Source organism: Streptomyces flavofungini, assembly GCF_041028215.1.
In the GTDB taxonomy this organism is placed as follows: Bacteria; Actinomycetota; Actinomycetes; order Streptomycetales; family Streptomycetaceae; genus Streptomyces; species Streptomyces flavofungini_B.
In genome coordinates this window covers 1-17,487 of sequence record NZ_JASKYR010000066.1, presented here as the reverse complement: position 1 = coordinate 17,487, position 17,487 = coordinate 1, and the positions used below count along the sequence as shown (strand labels likewise).

Here is a 17,487-nt window from a genome sequence, read left to right as displayed (position 1 = left end):
ACATCATGCCGCCCAGCATCGTGCCGAGCAGCAGGCCGGGGAGGATGCCGCCGCCGAAGTAGCCGCCCGCCCAGGGGCCGTAGGCGGGGCCCGCCTCCCAGTAGGGGCGGCGGTCGCCGTGGTCCGAGGGCACCGTGCGGACCAGTGGGTCCCGGCCGTCGGCGAGGCGTGCCGCGTCCGCCGCGCAGACCGGGACCTCGCGTTCGGCACCGCCCGCCGGGGCCCACCGCGCGTCCTGGACCGAGGGGCCGTGCCGGGGGTCGAAGAAGCAGGGGGCGCGGCGCTCGGGCGGTTCGCGGCCCTCGCGGCGCGCGGCGAGCAGGGCGAGGGAGAAGCGGCCGTCCTCCAGGGCCTGGGTCACGCCGCGTACGTCCTCGGGGCGCTGGGCGGCGGCCATGAAGGACTTCGCCTTCTCATAGGCGTCGAGCGCGTGCTCGTAGTCGGTGCGCATCGCGTCGTCGGCGCCCGCCTCCGCCGGGTCGAAGTCGAGCCGGTCGAGTTCCTCGCCGAACGCCGTGATGTCCTCGTCGACGACCACGGAGAGCCTGCGCAGGGCCTCGCGCTGCGCCTCCTCGTGGCGCCGCTTCTTGCGCCGGACCACGGCGTAGGCGCCGACGCCGCCCGCCACGATCACCACGCCGACTCCGGCCAGGGCGCCGGGCGAGACGCCCTCGGAGGAGCCATCGCCGCCCCAGGAATCCGGTGCGGAGCCCCTCGTCTGCTTGACGGCCTGGTCGACGAAGGCGTTGAGCTGGGCGTCGGCCCCCTGACCGCGCACGAGGGAGACGAGGTTCGCCACCGCGTTGCCCGGAAGGACCCTGCGGTCGGCCTTGGCGTCGAAGCCGTCGCCGAGCCGGACCGCGTAGAGCCCGGTCACGCCCGTCTCGGCGCGCAGCCTGCGGAAGATGTCCTGCTGGGGGAAGTCCCGTGGGAGCACGGCCACGAAGATCGGCTTGTCGGCCTCCACGATCTTCTCCGCCAGAGCGTCCGCCTGGGGCTCGGAGAGCTGGTCGGCGGCGGCCGGATCGACGTGCACGGGACCCTTCTCCCAGGCGGCGGCCACCTCGGAGGTGTCGTCGGCGGCCGGCGCCCCCGGAGCCGCCGTGAAGGAGGCGGCGCCCAGGGCGAGCAGCAGCCCGGACAGACCGACGGTGACCCGCTTCGCCCGATTCCTCATACTTCGAACGTAACCCAGCGGGGCGGCCGGCGTACCGTCCGGGAAGCGCCCGCCCGGTCCCGGTGCGCTCTACTCGACCGGCTCGATGCCCGCGCGCAGCAGGCCGTAGGTGTACGCGTCCTCCAGGGCGCCCCAGGACGCGGCGATCACGTTCTCGGCGACGCCGACCGTGGACCATTCGCCGACGCCGTCGGTGGTGGAGATCAGGACGCGTGTGGTGGAGGACGTGCCGTGCTTGCCCTCCAGGATGCGGACCTTGTAGTCGACCAGCTCCAGCTTGGCCAGTTGCGGGTAGATCCGCTCAAGGCCGACGCGGAGCGCCCGGTCGAGGGCGTTGACGGGGCCGTTGCCCTCGGCGGTGGCGACGATGCGCTCGCCCTTGGCCCAGAGCTTCACGGTGGCCTCGTTGGCGTGCGTGCCGTCGGGGCGGTCCTCGACGATGGCCCGCCAGGACTCGACGCGGAAGTAGCGGCGGGCCCTGCCCTCGGCCTCCTCGCGGAGCAGCAGTTCGAAGGAGGCGTCGGCGGCCTCGTAGGTGTAGCCCTGGAGTTCGCGCTCCTTGACCCGCTCCACCACCCGGCCGACCAGTTCGCGGTCGTCGCCGAGGTCGACGCCGAGCTCCTTGCCCTTGAGCTCGATGGAGGCGCGGCCCGCCATGTCGGAGACCAGCATCCGGATGCGGTTGCCCACCAGGTCGGGGTCGATGTGCTGGTAGAGGTCGGGGTCGACCTTGATCGCGGAGGCGTGCAGCCCCGCCTTGTGCGCGAACGCGGAGACACCCACGTACGGCTGGTGCGTCGAGGGGGTCAGGTTCACGACCTCGGCGATGGCGTGCGAGACCCGGGTCATCTCGCGCAGCGAGCCCTCGGGCAGCACCTGCTTGCCGTACTTGAGCTCCAGGGCGGCGACGACGGGGAAGAGGTTGGCGTTGCCGACCCGCTCGCCGTAGCCGTTGGCGGTGCACTGCACGTGGGTGGCGCCCGCGTCGACGGCGGCGAGGGTGTTGGCGACGGCGCAGCCGGTGTCGTCCTGGGCGTGGATGCCGAGCCGGGCGCCGGTGTCGGCGACGACGGTCGCCACGATCGCCTGGACCTGGGCGGGGAGCATGCCGCCGTTGGTGTCGCACAGGATGACGACGTCGGCGCCCGCCCCGGCGGCGGCGCGGACGACGGACTTGGCGTACTCGGGGTTGGCGCGGTAGCCGTCGAAGAAGTGCTCGCAGTCGACGAAGACACGGCGGCCCTGGGCGACGAGGTGGGAGACGGTGTCGCGCACCATCTCCAGGTTCTCCTCAAGGGTGGTGCGCAGCGCGAGTTCGACGTGCCGGTCGTGCGACTTGGCGACGAGGGTGATGACGGGGGCGCCGGACTCCAGAAGGGCGTTGACCTGCGGGTCGTCGGCCGCCTTGGCGTGCGCGCGACGGGTGGCGCCGAAAGCGACGAGCTGGGCGTGCCGGAAGGTGATCTCCTGCTGGGCCCGCGCGAAGAACTCCGTGTCGCGCGGGTTGGCGCCGGGCCAGCCGCCCTCGATGAAGCCCACGCCGAAGTCGTCCAGGTGCCGTGCGATGGTCAGCTTGTCCGCGACGGTGAGGTTGATGCCCTCGCGCTGCGCGCCGTCGCGCAGCGTCGTGTCGAAGACATGGAAGGAATCGTCGGGTGTGCTGGTTTCCGTCATGCTGATCTGGCTCCTGTGTCGGATCTCGGTCTACCGGAATGACCGGCTCCACCGTCCTTGTGATCCCGCGCGCTCCGCGTCCGGCTGATGTTGGGCCGGGAAACAGAAAAACCCCTCGCGGGTGCGAGAGGTCTGCGCGCGGGTCTAGGACGACGGTGTCCGCCCGTACATGGTGGTACGAGACGGTCACTGCGGACCGGCGCGCCTGCTGCCAATAATCATGGCGAACGAGAGCACGGTGGCAGCCTGCCACAGCCCGCGCACTCCGCGCTGCCCCGTCTCACCATGCGGGCGGCGTGTGGACGTGCCGCCCGCCGCCGGACGGGGGTGCCGGTGGTGCGGGAGTCAGCGCGGACGGCGTCTAGACGTCCGGGGAGGAGGCGGCGGCCAGCGCCGTGTCCAGGAACTCCCGTACATGGTCCAGGACGTGGTCCCGGCTGGTGCCCCGGAGGCCGATGGCCACGTGGATGGAGAAGCCGTCGAGCAGCGCCCGCAGCCGGGCCGCGAACCGGTCGGGGTCGACCCGGCCGAACTCGCCGCGGGAGACGCCCTCGGCGACCAGCGCCACCAGGTCGCGGTGCCAGGCGCCCTCGATCGCGGCCTGCCGGTCGCGGCCTTCCTCGTCGGCGTTGAGCGAGCGGTTCCAGACCTCCAGCCAGAGCGTCCAGTGCGGGTCCCCCACGCCGTCGGGCACGTACAGGTCGACATAGGCGTCCAGGCGGGCGCGGGCCGTGCCCGGCCGGGCCAGGAGCCGTCCGCGCTCGGCGCCGAGGCGGCCCTCGCTCCACTCCAGGGTGCGCAGGAGCAGTTCGTCCTTGGTGCGGAAGTAGTAGAGGAGGTGGCCGGAGCTCATGCCGACCTCGCGGCCGAGCGCGGCCATGGTCAGTTTCTCCAGGCCGCGCTCGGCGATCATCTCCATGGCCGTCACCAGTACGTCCTCGCGCGGCGGGGCGTTCTTCCGCGCGCGGGCCTGTCCGGCTCCGGCTCCGGCCATGGGGCTGCTCCTTGATCACACCTTCGGCTGCTGCTGGGTGATGCAGTGGATGCCACCACCCCCGGCAAAGATCGTACGGGCGTCCACGAGCGTCACGGTCCGGTCGGGGAAGAGACCGCGGAAGATGCCCGCGGCGAGCTCGTCGTGCGGGTCCCCGAAGGCGCACAGGACGACGCCGCCGTTGCAGAGGTAGTGGTTGATGTAGGAGTAGTCGACCCAGCCCTCCTCGTCCTTGAGGACGGTCGGGGCCGGGACCTCGACGATCCGCAGGGTGCGCCCGCGCGCGTCCCGCTGGCCTTCGAGCGTCGCGATGATCTCCTTGCTGACCTCGAAGTCGGGGTGGGCGGGGTCGCGCTGGGAGTGGACGAGCACGACACCGGGCGCGGCGAACGCGGCGACGATGTCGACGTGGCCGAGGGTGCCGAAGCCGTGGCCGGGGTAGTCCGCGGTGAGGCCGCGGGGCAGCCAGATCGCCTTGGTGGTGCCGAGCTGGGCGTGGATCTCCGCCTCCACCTCGGCCTTGGTCAGGCCGGGGTTGCGCTCGGGGCCGAGCTGCACGGTCTCGGTGAGCAGGACGGTGCCCTCGCCGTCGACGTGGATGCCGCCGCCCTCGTTGACCAGGGACGAGGCGTACGTACGGGCTCCGGCGAGGTCGGCGACGTGCCCGCCGATCCTGGCGTCGTGGTCCCAGCGGGCCCACTCCTGGGCGCCCCAGCCGTTGAACGTCCAGTCCACGGCGGCCAGCGCGCCCCTGCCGTCGGTGACGAAGGTCGGCCCGATGTCCCGCATCCACGCGTCGTCGAGGTCCCGCTCGACGACCTCGATGTCCGGGCCGAGCAGTTCCATGGCGTACGCGGACTGGGCGGGCCCGCAGACCACGGTGACGGGCTCGAAGCGGCGTACGGCGCGGGCGACGGCGGCCCAGGCCAGGCGGGACTCGTCGAGGCCCGCGGGGTCGTCGAAGGTGGGGTTGGGGCACGGCCACGCCATCCAGGTGCGCTCGTGCGGAGCCCACTCGGCGGGCATGCGGAAGCCGTCGGCGGCAGCAGACATGACGTTGAGACCCTTAGAGGAAGTAGAGGCGGTTGAGGGAGACCGAGTCGGCGGGTTCGGAGCGGACCGGTTCGCCGTCGAGCGTGACGAGGCCGGTGCGCTGGTTCACGTCGATCGAGCCGGTGCGGGAGTTCAGGCGCAGGTCGGCGGGGCCGATGCCCCGGGTGCCGCGCACGGCGACCCGGCGGCGGCGGGTGGGCATGAGGTCGTTGCCCTGGTCGACGGCGGCCTGCGCGACGAACGCCACGGAGATGTCGGCGGGCGTCGCCCCGTACGCCCCGAACTGCGGTCCGAGCACGAGGGGTTCGCAGGTGTCGGTCGCGGCGTTCGGATCGCCCACGACGCCGTACGCGGGGAAGCCCGACTTGAGGACGAGCTGCGGTTTGGCGCCGAAGTACTCGGGGCGCCAGAGCACGATGTCGGCGAGCTTGCCGGTTTCGATGGAGCCGACCTCGTGGGCGAGGCCGTGCGCGAGGGCGGGGTTGATGGTCAGCTTGGCCATGTAGCGCAGCACGCGCGCGTTGTCGTCGTGCGGGCCGTCGCCCTCCAGGGGGCCCAGCTCAGCCTTCATCTTCCCGGCCATCGCGAACGTACGGCGTACGGTCTCGCCCGCCCGGCCCATGCCCTGCGCGTCGGACGAGGTGATGCCGATGGCTCCCAGGTCGTGCAGGACGTCCTCGGCGCCCATGGTCCCGGCGCGGATGCGGTCGCGGGCCATGGCGGCGTCGCCGGGCAGGTCGGTCTTGAGGTCGTGGACGGAGACGATCATGCCGTAGTGCTCGGCGACCGCGTCGCGCCCGAAGGGCAGCGTGGGGTTGGTCGAGGAGCCGATGACGTTGGGGACGCCCGCCATCTTCAGGACGTTGGGGACGTGTCCGCCGCCGCAGCCCTCGATGTGGAAGGCGTGGATGGTGCGCCCTTCGAGGACCTTGAGGGTGTCCTCGACGGAGAGGCACTCGTTCAGGCCGTCGCTGTGCAGGGCGACCTGGACGTCGTGCTCCTCGGCGACGCGCAGCGCGGTGTCGAGGGCGCGGGTGTGCGCGCCCATGTCCTCGTGCACCTTGAAGCCGGACGCGCCGCCCTCGGCCAGCGCCTCGATCAGCGGGGCGTCGTGGGAGGAGGAGCCGCGGCCGAGGAAGCCGATGTTGACCGGCCAGGCGTCGAAGGCGTTGAAGGCGTGCCGCAGCGCCCAGGGCGAGTTGACGCCGACGCCCCAGACGGGGCCGAACTCCTGGCCGATGATCGTGGTGACGCCGGAGGCGAGCGACGCCTCCATGATGCGCGGCGAGAGCAGGTGGACGTGGGTGTCCACGGACCCCGCGGTGGCGATGAGCCCCTCTCCGGACACGATGGACGTGCCGGTGCCGACCACGACGTCGACGCCGTCGAGGGTGTCGGGGTTCCCGGCCCTGCCGATCGCGTGGATGCGGCCTTCCCGGATGCCGACGGACACCTTGCGGATGCCCTGCACGGCGTCGATGACGACCACGTTGCTGATGACGACGTCGCAGGTCTCGCGGACCGCGGCGGCCTTGAGGTGCAGCCCGTCGCGGGCCGTCTTGCCGAATCCGGCGAGGAACTCGTCGCCGTACCTTTGCGCGTCGGACTCGACGCGGACGGTCAGCCCGGAGTCGCCGAGCCGGATGTGGTCACCGGCGCGGGGGCCGTGCGTGGCGGCGTACTCGTGCGCGGTGAGGCGGCGCGGTTCCGCGGCGTGGCCTCCGGGACGGCTCATCGCCCATCCTCCTGCTCTGTGGTTTCCGGTACGCCGAGGTAGCCGCAGGCGGCGGCCCTGCGCAGGGCCTCCTCCTTGGCGCCCGGCGCGTCGAGCGGGCCGTCCACCAGGCCCGCGAAGCCGATGGCGATCCGCTCGCCGCCGATGGGCAGCAGTGCGACATCGGCGCTCTCGCCGGGCCCGAAGCGGACCGAGGACCCGGCGGGCACGGCGAGCCGGAGGCCGTAGGCGGCGGCGCGGTCGAAGTCGAGGCGGGGGTTGGCCTCGAAGAAGTGGAAGTGCGAGGTCACGGAGACCGGGACGGTCGCGGTGTTGCGCACCGTCAGCGTCACCGTGGGCGCGGGGTCCTCGTGCGGGGGCCCCGGCAGCAGCGCGCCGGGCGCCTCGGCGCCGAGGCCGCCGCCTATCGGGTCCGAGACCACCGCGAGGCGGGACCCGTCGTCGAAGACGGCCTCCACATGCACCTCGGTCACCACGTCGGCGACGCCCGGCAGCACGTCGTCGGGGCCGAGGGCGGCGCGGGCGCGCTCGATGGCCTCGGCGAGCCGCGCGCCGTCGCGGGCGGCCTCGCAGACCGTGTCGGCGATCAGCGCGGTGGCCTCGGGGACATTGAGCCTGAGGCCGCGCGCCTTGCGGGCCCTGGCGAGCTCGGCGGCCCCGAAGAGCAGCAGCCGGTCGCGTTCGGTGGGCGTCAGTCGCACGCCTGGGCACCTCCTCGTTCCTACGATTTGAACACCACTCTAACCGCGAGATTCCTTGACGGAAACCATTGACGGGAACGCGGGACACGGGTCACATTGAGCGCTGCTCTAAACTCTGCGACCGGTGCGGCGCGCGGAGTGCGAGAGCAGCCGAGACCCAGCGAGCGTCAGGGGCGCCCTCATGCCGATAGAACAGCGCGGAGTCGACACCATCCCGGACGGGGAACGCACCAGCGGCCCACGGGATCTCGTGTCGATCCTGATCGGCTCCAACCTCTGCCTCGGAGTGATCATCTTCGGCTGGCTGCCGGTCTCCTTCGGCCTCGGCTTCTGGCAGTCGGTGAGCGCGGTGGTGTCCGGGACGGTGCTCGGCACCGCCCTGACCGCCCCGCTCGCCCTGGTCTCCCTGCGCACCGGGACGAACCTCTCCACCTCGTCCGGCGCCCAGTTCGGCGTGCGCGGACGCCTGGTCGGCTCGGTCGTCGGGCTGCTGCTCTCCCTCGGCTACACGGCGCTGACCATCTGGATCGGCGGCGACGTGATGGTGGGCACCCTGCACCGGCTGCTCGGCCTGCCGACCGGCGGACTCAGTTACGGCGTCGTCTACGCCCTGCTCGCCGGGGCCACCGTGGTCGGCGCCGTCTTCGGCTACCGGGTGCTGCTCAGGCTCTCCCGGGTGCTCGCCTTCGCCATGACGGCCCTGCTGGTCCTCGGCGTGATCGCGTACGCGCCCGACTTCACGGCGGCGGCGCCGCCCGGCGCGGGCGGCTATCTGCTCGGCTCGTTCTGGCCGACCTGGCTGCTGGCCCTGGTGGCGGCGGGCCTGTCAGGACCCATCGCGTTCATCACCCTGCTCGGCGACTACACCCGCTATGTCTCCCCCGCCCGGCACAGCTCACGCGCGGTGCTCGGCGCCGCCTGGCTCGGGCTGATCGCGGGCCTGCTGATCCCGCAGCTCTTCGGCACCTTCACGGCGTACGCGGCCCGCGCCGCCGCCGATTACGCGGGCCCGCTCGTCGCCGCCTCCCCCGCCTGGTACCTGGTGCCGCTGCTGCTCGCCGCCTCGGCGGGCTCGGTCGGCAACGCGGGCCTGATGCTGTACTCGATGGGCCTGGACCTCGACGCGATCCTGCCCCGCGCCTCGCGCGCCCGCGCCACGTACACGGTCGCCGTGGCCGCCACGGCCTGCGTCTTCGCCGGGCACTACGCATGGGCGGCACAGGACGCGATGACGTCGTTCGTCCTGCTCCTCACCGCCATCGGCACCCCCTGGGCGGTGATCACCCTGATCGGCTTCGCGCGCTGCCGTGGCGAGTACGACGCGGACGCCCTCCAGGTCTTCAACCGCCGCGCGCGGGGCGGCGCGTACTGGTACCGCGCGGGCTGGAACATCCGCGCCACGGCGTCCTGGGCCCTGGGCGCGGCGACCGGCCTCCTGGCCGTCTCGCTCCCGTCCTACGAGGGCCCTCTCCTCCCCCTGACGGGCGGCGTCGACTGCAGCTTCCTCCTGTCGGCGGTGGTGGGCGGCGCGACCTACACGGCCCTGAACGCCTCTCAGGGGCGCGGGAAACCGCGCGACCAGCCACAGCCGGCCCGCACGTGAGGAACAGCGAGGAAACCGAAAGGGCCCGGCCCCCCGCACGCAAAGAACGGGGGGCCGGGCCAGGACAGCCGCGAAGGCCTCAGGCCAGCTTGTGCATCCAGCCGTGCGCGTCCTCGGCGGTCCCCCGCTGGATGTTCAGCAGCGCCTCGCGCAGGGCCATCGTGACCTTGCCGGGCTCGCCGCCGCTCTGCTGCCACTCGCCCCCGTTGGACTTGACCGTGCCGACCGGCGTGATCACCGCGGCGGTGCCGCAGGCGAAGACCTCGGTCAGGGTGCCGTTCTCGGTGTCGGCCTTCCACTGGTCGATGGAGACGCGGCTCTCCTCGGAGGTGTAGCCGAGGTCACGGGCGACCGACAGGAGCGAGTCACGGGTGATGCCCGCGAGCAGCGAGCCCGTCAGGGTGGGGGTGACGATCTTGTCCCCGTACACGAAGTACAGGTTCATGCCGCCGAGCTCCTCGACCCACTTGTGCTCCACCGCGTCAAGGTAGGCGACCTGGTCGCAGCCCTTCGCGGCGGCCTCGGCCTGCGCGAGCAGCGACGCGGCGTAGTTGCCGCCGGTCTTGGCGTCGCCCATGCCGCCGGGGACGGCGCGCACGCGGTCCTCCGAGAGCCAGATGGAGACGGGCTTGACGCCACCGGGGAAGTACGCGCCCGCGGGCGAGGCGATCACGATGAAGAGGTACTCGTTGGCGGGCTTCACGCCCAGGCCGACCTCGGTCGCGATCATGAAGGGGCGCAGGTAGAGGGACTCCTCGCCGCCGTGCGCGGGGACCCAGTCGACGTCCTGCCTGACCAGCAGGTCGCACGCCTCGATGAACGTCTCGACGGGCAGCTCCGGCATGCCGAGGCGGCGGGCGGAGGACTGGAAGCGGCGGGCGTTGGCGTCGGGGCGGAAGGTGGCCACCGTGCCGTCGGGCTGGCGGTAGGCCTTGAGGCCCTCGAAGATCTCCTGGGCGTAGTGCAGGACGTTCGTCGCCGGGTCGAGGGCGAGCGGGCCGTAGGGCACGAGCTGGCCGTCGTGCCAGCCGCGTCCCTCCGTCCACTTGACCGTCACCATGTGGTCGGTGAAGTGGCGGCCGAATCCGGGGTTGGCCATGATCGCCTCACGCTCCGCGCTGGCCAGCGGGGTCGATGAGGGCTTGAGCTCGATGGTCGGCGTCAACGTCATGAGTACTTCGTCCTTCACGTGTGATGGTGACGGACCGCGCTCACGCCCTTGGTCCAGGTAGTTGGACGTCCGAGCTTCCCTGTATTTCACGGCCCCACGTTCGATTATCGCGCGGGGGGCCCGTGAGAGAGAAACGGCATGGCTGCGGCCCGGGGGTCGATGGTGACACCCCGGGGCCCCACAGGAGAAGCCGCCGGGTGTCCTCGCGGGACCCGGCGGCTTCTGGAGGTCGAGCTACCGGGTCAGCCCGCTACTCGTACGGCGAGCGCGTCGCCGATCTGTTCGGTGGAGCGGACCGTGTCGCCGCGCTCGGCCAGATCGGCGGAGACGGCGGCCTCGATGCGGGCGGCCTCGGGCTCGTACCCGAGGTGGCGCAGGAGGAGGGCGACGGAGAGCACGGTGGCCGACGGGTCGGCCTTGCCCTGGCCCGCGATGTCCGGCGCCGAGCCGTGCACGGGCTCGAACATGGACGGGAACTCGCGGCTGGGGTTGATGTTGCCGGAGGCCGCGACGCCGATGCCGCCGGAGACGGCCGCGGCGAGGTCGGTGATGATGTCGCCGAAGAGGTTGTCGGTGACGATCACGTCGAAGCGGCCGGGGTCGGTGACGAGGTAGATCGTCGCGGCGTCGACGTGGATGTAATCGGTGGTGACCTCGGGGAACTCCTTGGCCACGGCGTTGAAGACGTTCGTCCAGAGGTGACCGGCGTAGGCGAGGACGTTGTTCTTGTGGACCAGCGTCAGCTTCTTGCGCGGGCGGGCCTGCGCGCGGGTGAAGGCGTCGCGGACCACGCGCTCCACGCCGAAGGCGGTGTTGACCGAGACCTCGGTGGCGACCTCGTGCGGCGTACCGGTGCGGATCGAGCCGCCGTTGCCCGTGTACGGGCCCTCGGTGCCCTCACGCACGACGATGAAGTCGATCTCGGGCTGGCCCGCGAGCGGCGTGGCCACACCCGGCAGCAGCTTCGAGGGGCGCAGGTTGACGTGGTGGTCGAAGAGGAAGCGGAGCTTCAGCAGGAAGCCGCGCTCCAGGACGCCGGACGGGACCGAGGGGTCGCCGATCGCGCCGAGCAGGATCGCGTCGTGCTGCTTGAGGGCCTCCGCGTCGGCGTCGGTGAGGGTCTCACCGGTCGCGTGGTACCGCTTGGCGCCGAAGTCGAAATCCGTCGTCCGCAGCTTCACGTCCTGCGGAAGCACGGCGTTGAGGACCTTGAGTCCCTGGGCCACGACCTCTTGGCCGATGCCGTCGCCGGGAATGACTGCGAGATTGATGCTGCGAGAACTTGCCGACATGCGGGCACCCTACTCTCCGTCCCAGGGGATGACACACGCGGTCCACCATATGGACGCGCCGTACGGACGCCACCGCATGGCCACCCGCGCTTCATCCCTCAGTCCCCGCTGAGTTGGCGGCCACTGGGAACTTCTCTGCGTATGGACACCCCCGATGTCGGCATACCGGAACGGCTCGCGGCCGGGATGAGCATGCCGGAACAGCACGAGTACCTGCGGCGGCGGCTCTCCCGGCGCAGGGTGCTCGCCGGTTCGTTCGCCGCGGCGGGGACGGCGGGCGGCATCGGGCTGCTCGGCGGCAGCTCGGGCAGCGCGTACGGCGGGGGCGCCGCGCGCACCTCCGCGCCGCCGCCCTCGCGGCCCCGGGTCGACGGCGGGCTGGTCGCGCCCTTCGGGCGGCACCTCGCGTTCGGCGCCGACCCCAGGACCCAGATGCGGATCTCCTGGCAGGTGCCGTTCGCGGTGAAGTCCCCCTACGTACGCGTGGGCCCGCGGCCGTGGGAGCTGAGCCGGCGGATCGGGGCGGAGGTGCGCGACCTGCACACCCCGTCGCTGTCGAAGAAGCTCCCGGCCGTGGAGCAGTACTACCTCCACGCGGCGCTCGACGGCCTCCGGCCGGGCACCACGTACTACTACGGCGTCGGCCACGAGGGCTTCGACCCGGCGTCACCCGAGCGCCTCGCGACGCTCGGCACGTTCAGGACCGCGCCCGCGGCACCGGAGAGCTTCGTCTTCACCGCCTTCGGCGACCAGGGCGTGAGCCACCACGCGCTCGCCAACGACCAGCTCATCCTGGGCCAGAATCCCGCCTTCCACCTGCACGCGGGCGACCTCTGCTACGCCGACGACACCGGCCACGGCAAGGAGTCCGACACCTACGACGCCCGTGTGTGGGACACCTTCCTCGCGCAGACGGAGTCGGTCGCGAAGTCGGTGCCGTGGATGGTGACGACCGGCAACCACGACATGGAGGCGTGGTACTCGCCGAACGGCTACGGCGGGCAGTCCGCACGCTGGTCACTGCCGGACAACGGCTTCGACCCCGCGCGCGCCCCCGGCGTCTACTCCTTCACCTACGGCAACGTCGGCGTGGTGGCCCTGGACGCCAACGACGTCTCCCACGAGATCCCGGTGAACAGGGGCTACTCGGACGGCAGGCAGACCGCCTGGCTCGACCAGCGGCTCGGTGAACTGCGGGCGGCGGGCGGAATCGACTTCGTCGTCGTCTTCTTCCACCACTGCGCGTACTCCACATCGCGCCACGCCTCGGACGGCGGGGTCCGCGACGCCTGGCTGGAGCTGTTCGACAAGCACCAGGTGGACCTGGTGATCAACGGCCACAACCACGTCTACGAACGCACCGACGCCATCAGGAACGGCGAGGTCGGCAAGCCCGTGCCGGTCGGCGCGTCGACCGATCCGACGCGCGACGGCATCGTGTACGTCACCGCGGGCGGCGCGGGCAAGGACCTCTATGAGTTCGGCCCCGGGGTGAAGGACAGCTACGAGGGCCACGTCCACGATCACGACCACGTCGTGACCTTCCACTGGACGCGGCGGCGGCGGTCCGACCCCGAGAAGGTGGAGTGGTCACGGGTGCGCTACACCGGCCATTCGTTCCTCGCGGTGGAGGTGAGGGCCGGCGCGCACCCGAAACTGACCGTCTCCGCGCTCGCCGAGAGCGGCGAGCGCATCGACCGCTTCGAGATCGCACGCGGGTCGCGGTGACCCGCGTGAGCGGGGGCTCAGTGCCCGGTCTCGCCGCCGTTGTCCCTGCGGTCGAGGGCGCGCTGGAGGGCGGCGGCGGCGTTCTTGCGCTCGGAGTCGCTGTTGCGGGAGACGTGACGGTGACGGACTCGGCGGACGGTCGTCTCGGCCATGGGGGATCCACTCCTTGAGGGAAGGGTGTTTTCGAGACTTTCGAGACGCCGGAATGGGCGGGGAGCGGCGGAGCGGCAGGGTTCGCCTGCGCGGAGCTCCGGCTCACGACCGCCATTCGCTTGATCTAGCGAGACGTTCGGCTCCTACAACGCTAAGGGAGGACGGAGCGTCTGTCTCCACAATTACTCGGACTTCCTACTATCTGAGACGGCGTTCACGCGCATGCCGCTCCCAGCTCGCGGAAAGGCGGCCGTCCCTCGTACACGTACGTCCCCGTCGCGCCTAGTACACGTCCCCGTCGCGCCAGTCGATGAACAGGCCGTGCGCCGGGTCCAGGTCCGCGCCCCACAGCAGCGGCGGCTCCTCGTCCGGCATGGTGACCGGGCCCTCGGGGCCGAGCGTGCCGACCGCGCCCTTCCACTCCACCCAGCCGCGCGCGAGGTACAGGCGCGCCCCGTCGTCGGACGCGGACAGCGCGCCCAGGTCGTACGCCCGGTCGATGACCTGCTCCAGGGCGCCCATCACCCGGCCGCCGAGACCCTGCCGCTGCCGGTCGGGACGGACGGCGACCGCTTCCACGTAACCGATGCGCAGCGAGCGGCCGTTGTGCAGCAGCCTGCGCTGGGTCACCGAGCCGTGCGCCAGCAGGGCGCCCGTGGCGTCGTGGAGGAGGGCGTGCACGCCGCCGAGGCCGTGGTCCCAGTCGTGGTCGCTGAAGTCGCCGTCGAAGGCCTCGTCCAGCAGGGCGCGGGCGGCGCGCAGTTCGGCGGCCGTCAGTTCACTGGTGTGGGCGGTACGCAGGGTAGTCACCGCGCCAAGGTACTCAGCCCGCGACCGGGTACGCATCCCGATTTATCCGTGCCCGTCCTCGCGGGCCGGACCTGAGCCAAAGCCGCCCCCAGGGACGCCGGATGCACCCAGAATCGAAAACATGCCTGAGACCCAGCAGCAGCGAGAGTGGGCCCCCATCCACGGTCAGCCCCACCGTTCCGTCCCCTACGCACCGGCGCGCGTCCCGGAGGCGGAGACCCTGAGCACCGCCGCCGGACTGCGCGGCCGCATGGACGAGCGCCGTACCGTACGGCAGTTCTCCTCCGACCCCGTCCCCGAGCAGGCCGTACGGGACGCCATCGCCTGCGCGGCGACCGCGCCGTCCGGCGCGCACCAGCAGCCGTGGACGTTCGTCCTCGTCAAGGACCCGGAGGTGCGCCGCCGCATCCGCGAGGCCGCCGAGCACGAGGAGCGCGTCTCCTACGACGGGCGGCTCGGCGAGGAGTGGCTCGCGGCCCTGCGCCCCCTCGGCACCGACGAGGTGAAGGCGCACCTCACGGACGCCCCCGCCCTGATCGTCGTCTTCCAGCAGCGCCACTGGCTCGGCGAGGACGGCACCAAGCGCAAGCACTACTACGTGGACGAGTCCGTCGGCATCGCGGTCGGGATGCTGCTCTCGGCGCTGCATCTGTCCGGCCTCTCCGCCCTGATCCATACGCCGAGCCCCATGCGGTTCCTCTCCGAGGTGCTCGGCCGCCCCGCGAACGAGAAGGCGTTCGCGGTGATCCCCGTGGGGTATCCGGCGCCGGACTGCCGGGTCCCCGATCTGGTGCGCAAGTCCCTCGATCAGGTCCTCGTGGAGGTCTGACCGGCGGTGACGAGGAGGCCCTCCCGGTCCTTCAGCTCCTTCAGCTCCTTCAGGGAGGGGTAGTCGGTGTAGCCCTCGGCGCCGTGCGTGTAGAGGTGCGCCGGGTCGATCTCCTGGAGGGGCGCGCCCGCCGCGAACCGCTCCGGCAGGTCGGGGTTGGAGATGAACGCCCGCCCGTAGGAGACGAGATCGGCGATCCCGGAGGCGAGGACGGCCTCGCCCGCCTCCCGCGTCGTGGGGTCGCCGTTCTCGCCGACGTTGGCGATCAGCGTGCCGTGCCAGTGCGGACGCAGGTCGGCGAGGGCCGGGTAGCGGTCGTTCCCGGTGAGGTGGAGGTAGGCGAGCCCGAGGGGGTCGACCTCGTCGAGCAGCGCGCGGTAGACGGGTCCCGGGTCGGCCTCGGCCATGCCGAACTGCGGGTTGCCCGGGGAGAGGCGCAGGCCGAGCCGTCCGGCGCCGATGGCGTCGGCGACGGCCCGTACGACCTCGACGGCGAAGCGGATGCGGTCGGCGACCGAGCCGCGGCCGTAGGCGTCGTCGCGGAGGTTGGAGTTGTCGGCGAGGAACTGGTGGATCAAGTAGCTGTTGGCGCCGTGCAGTTCGACCCCGTCGAAACCGGCCTCGATGGCGTTGCGCGCGGCGTCGGCGAAGTCCCGTACGGCCGTGTGGATCTCCTCGACGGTCATCTCGCGCGGGGTGACCGGATCGGCCTTGGCGCCGTCGCGCACATGCACCCGGCCGGGGTCGACGAGCACGGCGGAGGGCGCGGCGGGCACGTCGCCGTCGATGCGGGACAGCGGGTGGCCGTGGCGGCCCCCGTGCATGAGCTGGGCGTAGATCCGGCCGCCCGCCGCGTGCACCGCGTCGGTCACCCGCCGCCAGCCCGCGATGTGCGCGGCCGTCTCAAGCCCCGGGAAGCGCCAGCCGCTCTGGCCCCTGCTGCTGGGCCAGATGCCCTCGGTGACGATGAGGCCCGCGCTCGCGCGCTGGGCGTAGTGGTCGGCGACGACCGGCAGCGGCGTGCCGTCCTCCGTGGCACGGTGGCGGCTCATGGGCGCCATCACGATGCGGTTGGGGAGGCTGCCGAGCGCGGCCGAGGAATACGGGGCGAGAAGCGTCTTGTTCGTCATGCCGGAACGGTAGAAGCTGACACCAGTGTCAGATTCAACCCGCGAGCCCGGCGAGCGGCGGCGGTACAGCGGCATGACAGGGGGCACCCGGCATGAGGATCGGCGAGCTGGCGAAGCGTACCGCTGTGAGCGAGCGGTCCCTGCGCTACTACGAGACGCAGGGCCTGCTGTACGCGGAGCGCACCCCAGGCGGCCACCGCGACTACCCCGAGGCGGCGGTCGACCGTGTCGTGCACATCCAGGAGCTCTTCGCGGCGGGCCTGTGCAGCGCGAAGATCGTGCAGCTCCTTCCCTGCATGCGGGACAAGGACGGCGGCCCCTCCGAGAAGGCGACCCCCTGGCTGGTGACCGAACTGACCCGGGAGCGCGCCCGCATAGACCGCCAGGTGGAAGACCTCCTCCGGGCCCGCGAGGTCCTGGACGAGGTGATCACAGCGGCGACGGGCGCATCCGGGTGACACCGGCGCCGGACAGCGCGGGCCCTCGCTACCGTCGGCAGCATGCGATCTCCCTCGGCTCCCTCGGCTCCCTCGCGCAGGACTCTTCTGAGCGCGGCGTTCGCGGTGCCCGTGCTGGTCGGGGCGGGGCGCCCGGGAACGGCGGCGGTCGCCGGAGCCCGGGGGCGGATCCGCGCGCTGGAGGAGGAGTATCCGGGCCGGATCGGGCTGCACGCCCTGCACACCGGCACCGGGGCCGTTCTCGCGTACCGCGCGCGGGAGCGCTTCGCGCTCGCCTCCACGTTCAAGGTCCTCGCCGTCGCGGCCGTCCTGCGCGGGGCGCGGACGCGTGAGCACGGGCTGCTCGACACCCTGATCCGGTACGGTCCCGGCGACCTCGTCGCCCACTCGCCCCGCACCGAACGGCACCTGGCGACCGGCATGACCGTGCGGGAGCTCTGCGACGCGGCGCTCAGGTACAGCGACAACACCGCCGCCAATCTGCTGCTGCGGCGGCTCGGCGGGCCGGGCGCCGTCACCGCCTTCGCCCGTGCGCTCGGCGACTTCCGTACCCGCCTGGACCGCTGGGAGCCCGGCCTCAACGGCAACGTCCCCGGCGACCCGCGGGACACCACCACCCCCGCGGCCATCGCCGCCGACCTGCGCACGCTCGTCCTCGGCGACGCCCTGCACCCGGGAGACAGGAGGCTGCTCACGCGCTGGCTCCTCGGGAACACCACCGGCCATCAGCGGATCAGGGCCGGGCTCCCCACCGGCTGGCGAGCCGGTGACAAGACGGGCACCGCCGAGTACGGCGGGGTGAACGACGTCGCCGTGGCCTGGCCGCCCGAGGGCGGCGCGCCCCTGGTGATCTCCGTGTACACGACCCGCCTCGACCCGGAAACGCCGGGCGAGGACCGTATCGCCGCCGACCTTACGCGCATCGCGGTGGACGCCCTCGCCCGACACGCCCGGCCGGGAAAGGACACCGCCTCCGACC

16 protein-coding genes are annotated in these 17,487 nt (G+C 72.2%); 5 read left to right on the top strand and 11 right to left on the bottom strand.

The window, feature by feature from the left end; translation table 11 throughout:
• The 6 genes from AB8Z36_RS07385 to ureA all read right to left on the bottom strand — a co-directional run.
• Positions 1-1,177, bottom strand: a 1,177-nt coding sequence (locus AB8Z36_RS07385; protein WP_369212383.1) for a hypothetical protein, incomplete at its 3' end; no start/stop codon positions are given.
• Positions 1,178-1,246: 69 nt separating this feature from the next.
• On the bottom strand, positions 1,247-2,851 hold the full coding sequence (gene cimA, locus AB8Z36_RS07380) for a citramalate synthase (RefSeq protein ID WP_369212382.1): 1,605 nt from the start codon (positions 2,849-2,851) through the stop codon (positions 1,247-1,249).
• 361 nt (positions 2,852-3,212) lie between these two features.
• Positions 3,213-3,845, bottom strand: coding sequence for a TetR/AcrR family transcriptional regulator (locus AB8Z36_RS07375; RefSeq protein WP_369212381.1), 633 nt, complete (start codon positions 3,843-3,845; stop codon positions 3,213-3,215).
• Positions 3,846-3,860: 15 nt separating this feature from the next.
• Entirely contained in the window at positions 3,861-4,898 is a 1,038-nt protein-coding gene (locus AB8Z36_RS07370) for an agmatine deiminase family protein (RefSeq protein ID WP_369212380.1), read from the bottom strand.
• Between the two features lie 13 nt (positions 4,899-4,911).
• Complete coding sequence (locus tag AB8Z36_RS07365) at positions 4,912-6,633, bottom strand: urease subunit alpha (RefSeq protein ID WP_369212379.1); 1,722 nt, start codon at positions 6,631-6,633, stop codon at positions 4,912-4,914.
• Positions 6,630-7,334, bottom strand: coding sequence for an urease subunit gamma (ureA, locus tag AB8Z36_RS07360; RefSeq protein ID WP_369212378.1), 705 nt, complete (start codon positions 7,332-7,334; stop codon positions 6,630-6,632). The genes AB8Z36_RS07365 and ureA overlap by 4 nt, the downstream gene beginning before the upstream one ends.
• A gap of 181 nt (positions 7,335-7,515) precedes the next feature.
• On the opposite strand from ureA, the gene AB8Z36_RS07355 reads away from it, so the two are divergent.
• Positions 7,516-8,937: a cytosine permease gene (locus AB8Z36_RS07355; RefSeq protein ID WP_369212377.1), complete on the top strand. Its 1,422-nt coding sequence runs from the start codon at positions 7,516-7,518 to the stop codon at positions 8,935-8,937.
• 79 nt (positions 8,938-9,016) lie between these two features.
• Here the strand turns inward: AB8Z36_RS07355 and AB8Z36_RS07350 are convergent, their stop codons facing one another.
• Both AB8Z36_RS07350 and AB8Z36_RS07345 read right to left on the bottom strand, forming a co-directional pair.
• Positions 9,017-10,108 carry a branched-chain amino acid aminotransferase gene (locus tag AB8Z36_RS07350; RefSeq protein ID WP_369212376.1) on the bottom strand — a complete coding sequence of 364 codons (1,092 nt, stop codon included), beginning with the start codon at positions 10,106-10,108 and terminating at the stop codon, positions 9,017-9,019.
• A 242-nt stretch (positions 10,109-10,350) separates the two neighbouring features.
• Entirely contained in the window at positions 10,351-11,400 is a 1,050-nt protein-coding gene (locus tag AB8Z36_RS07345; protein WP_369212375.1) for a 3-isopropylmalate dehydrogenase, read from the bottom strand.
• 141 nt (positions 11,401-11,541) lie between these two features.
• Here AB8Z36_RS07345 and AB8Z36_RS07340 point away from each other — a divergent pair, with 141 nt between their 5' ends.
• A complete protein-coding gene (locus tag AB8Z36_RS07340; protein ID WP_369212374.1) occupies positions 11,542-13,128 on the top strand; it encodes a purple acid phosphatase family protein in 1,587 nt (528 codons plus the stop codon).
• A gap of 17 nt (positions 13,129-13,145) precedes the next feature.
• Here the strand turns inward: AB8Z36_RS07340 and AB8Z36_RS07335 are convergent, their stop codons facing one another.
• Entirely contained in the window at positions 13,146-13,280 is a 135-nt protein-coding gene (locus AB8Z36_RS07335; protein WP_369212373.1) for a hypothetical protein, read from the bottom strand.
• Positions 13,281-13,563: 283 nt separating this feature from the next.
• On the bottom strand, positions 13,564-14,127 hold the full coding sequence (locus AB8Z36_RS07330; protein WP_369212372.1) for a GNAT family N-acetyltransferase: 564 nt from the start codon (positions 14,125-14,127) through the stop codon (positions 13,564-13,566).
• An 85-nt stretch (positions 14,128-14,212) separates the two neighbouring features.
• Here AB8Z36_RS07330 and AB8Z36_RS07325 point away from each other — a divergent pair, with 85 nt between their 5' ends.
• Complete coding sequence (locus AB8Z36_RS07325) at positions 14,213-14,920, top strand: nitroreductase family protein (protein ID WP_369212371.1); 708 nt, start codon at positions 14,213-14,215, stop codon at positions 14,918-14,920.
• Here the strand turns inward: AB8Z36_RS07325 and AB8Z36_RS07320 are convergent.
• On the bottom strand, positions 14,899-16,050 hold the full coding sequence (locus AB8Z36_RS07320) for an alkene reductase (protein ID WP_369212370.1): 1,152 nt from the start codon (positions 16,048-16,050) through the stop codon (positions 14,899-14,901). The two genes, AB8Z36_RS07325 and AB8Z36_RS07320, sit on opposite strands and share 22 nt — an antisense overlap.
• Positions 16,051-16,142: 92 nt before the next feature.
• Here AB8Z36_RS07320 and AB8Z36_RS07315 point away from each other — a divergent pair, with 92 nt between their 5' ends.
• The gene (locus AB8Z36_RS07315; RefSeq protein ID WP_369212369.1) at positions 16,143-16,508 is read left to right on the top strand and encodes a MerR family transcriptional regulator; all 366 of its coding nucleotides are present in this window, start codon (positions 16,143-16,145) and stop codon (positions 16,506-16,508) included.
• Positions 16,509-16,550: 42 nt separating this feature from the next.
• Positions 16,551-17,487, top strand: a 937-nt coding sequence (bla, locus tag AB8Z36_RS07310; protein WP_369212368.1) for a class A beta-lactamase, incomplete at its 3' end; no start/stop codon positions are given.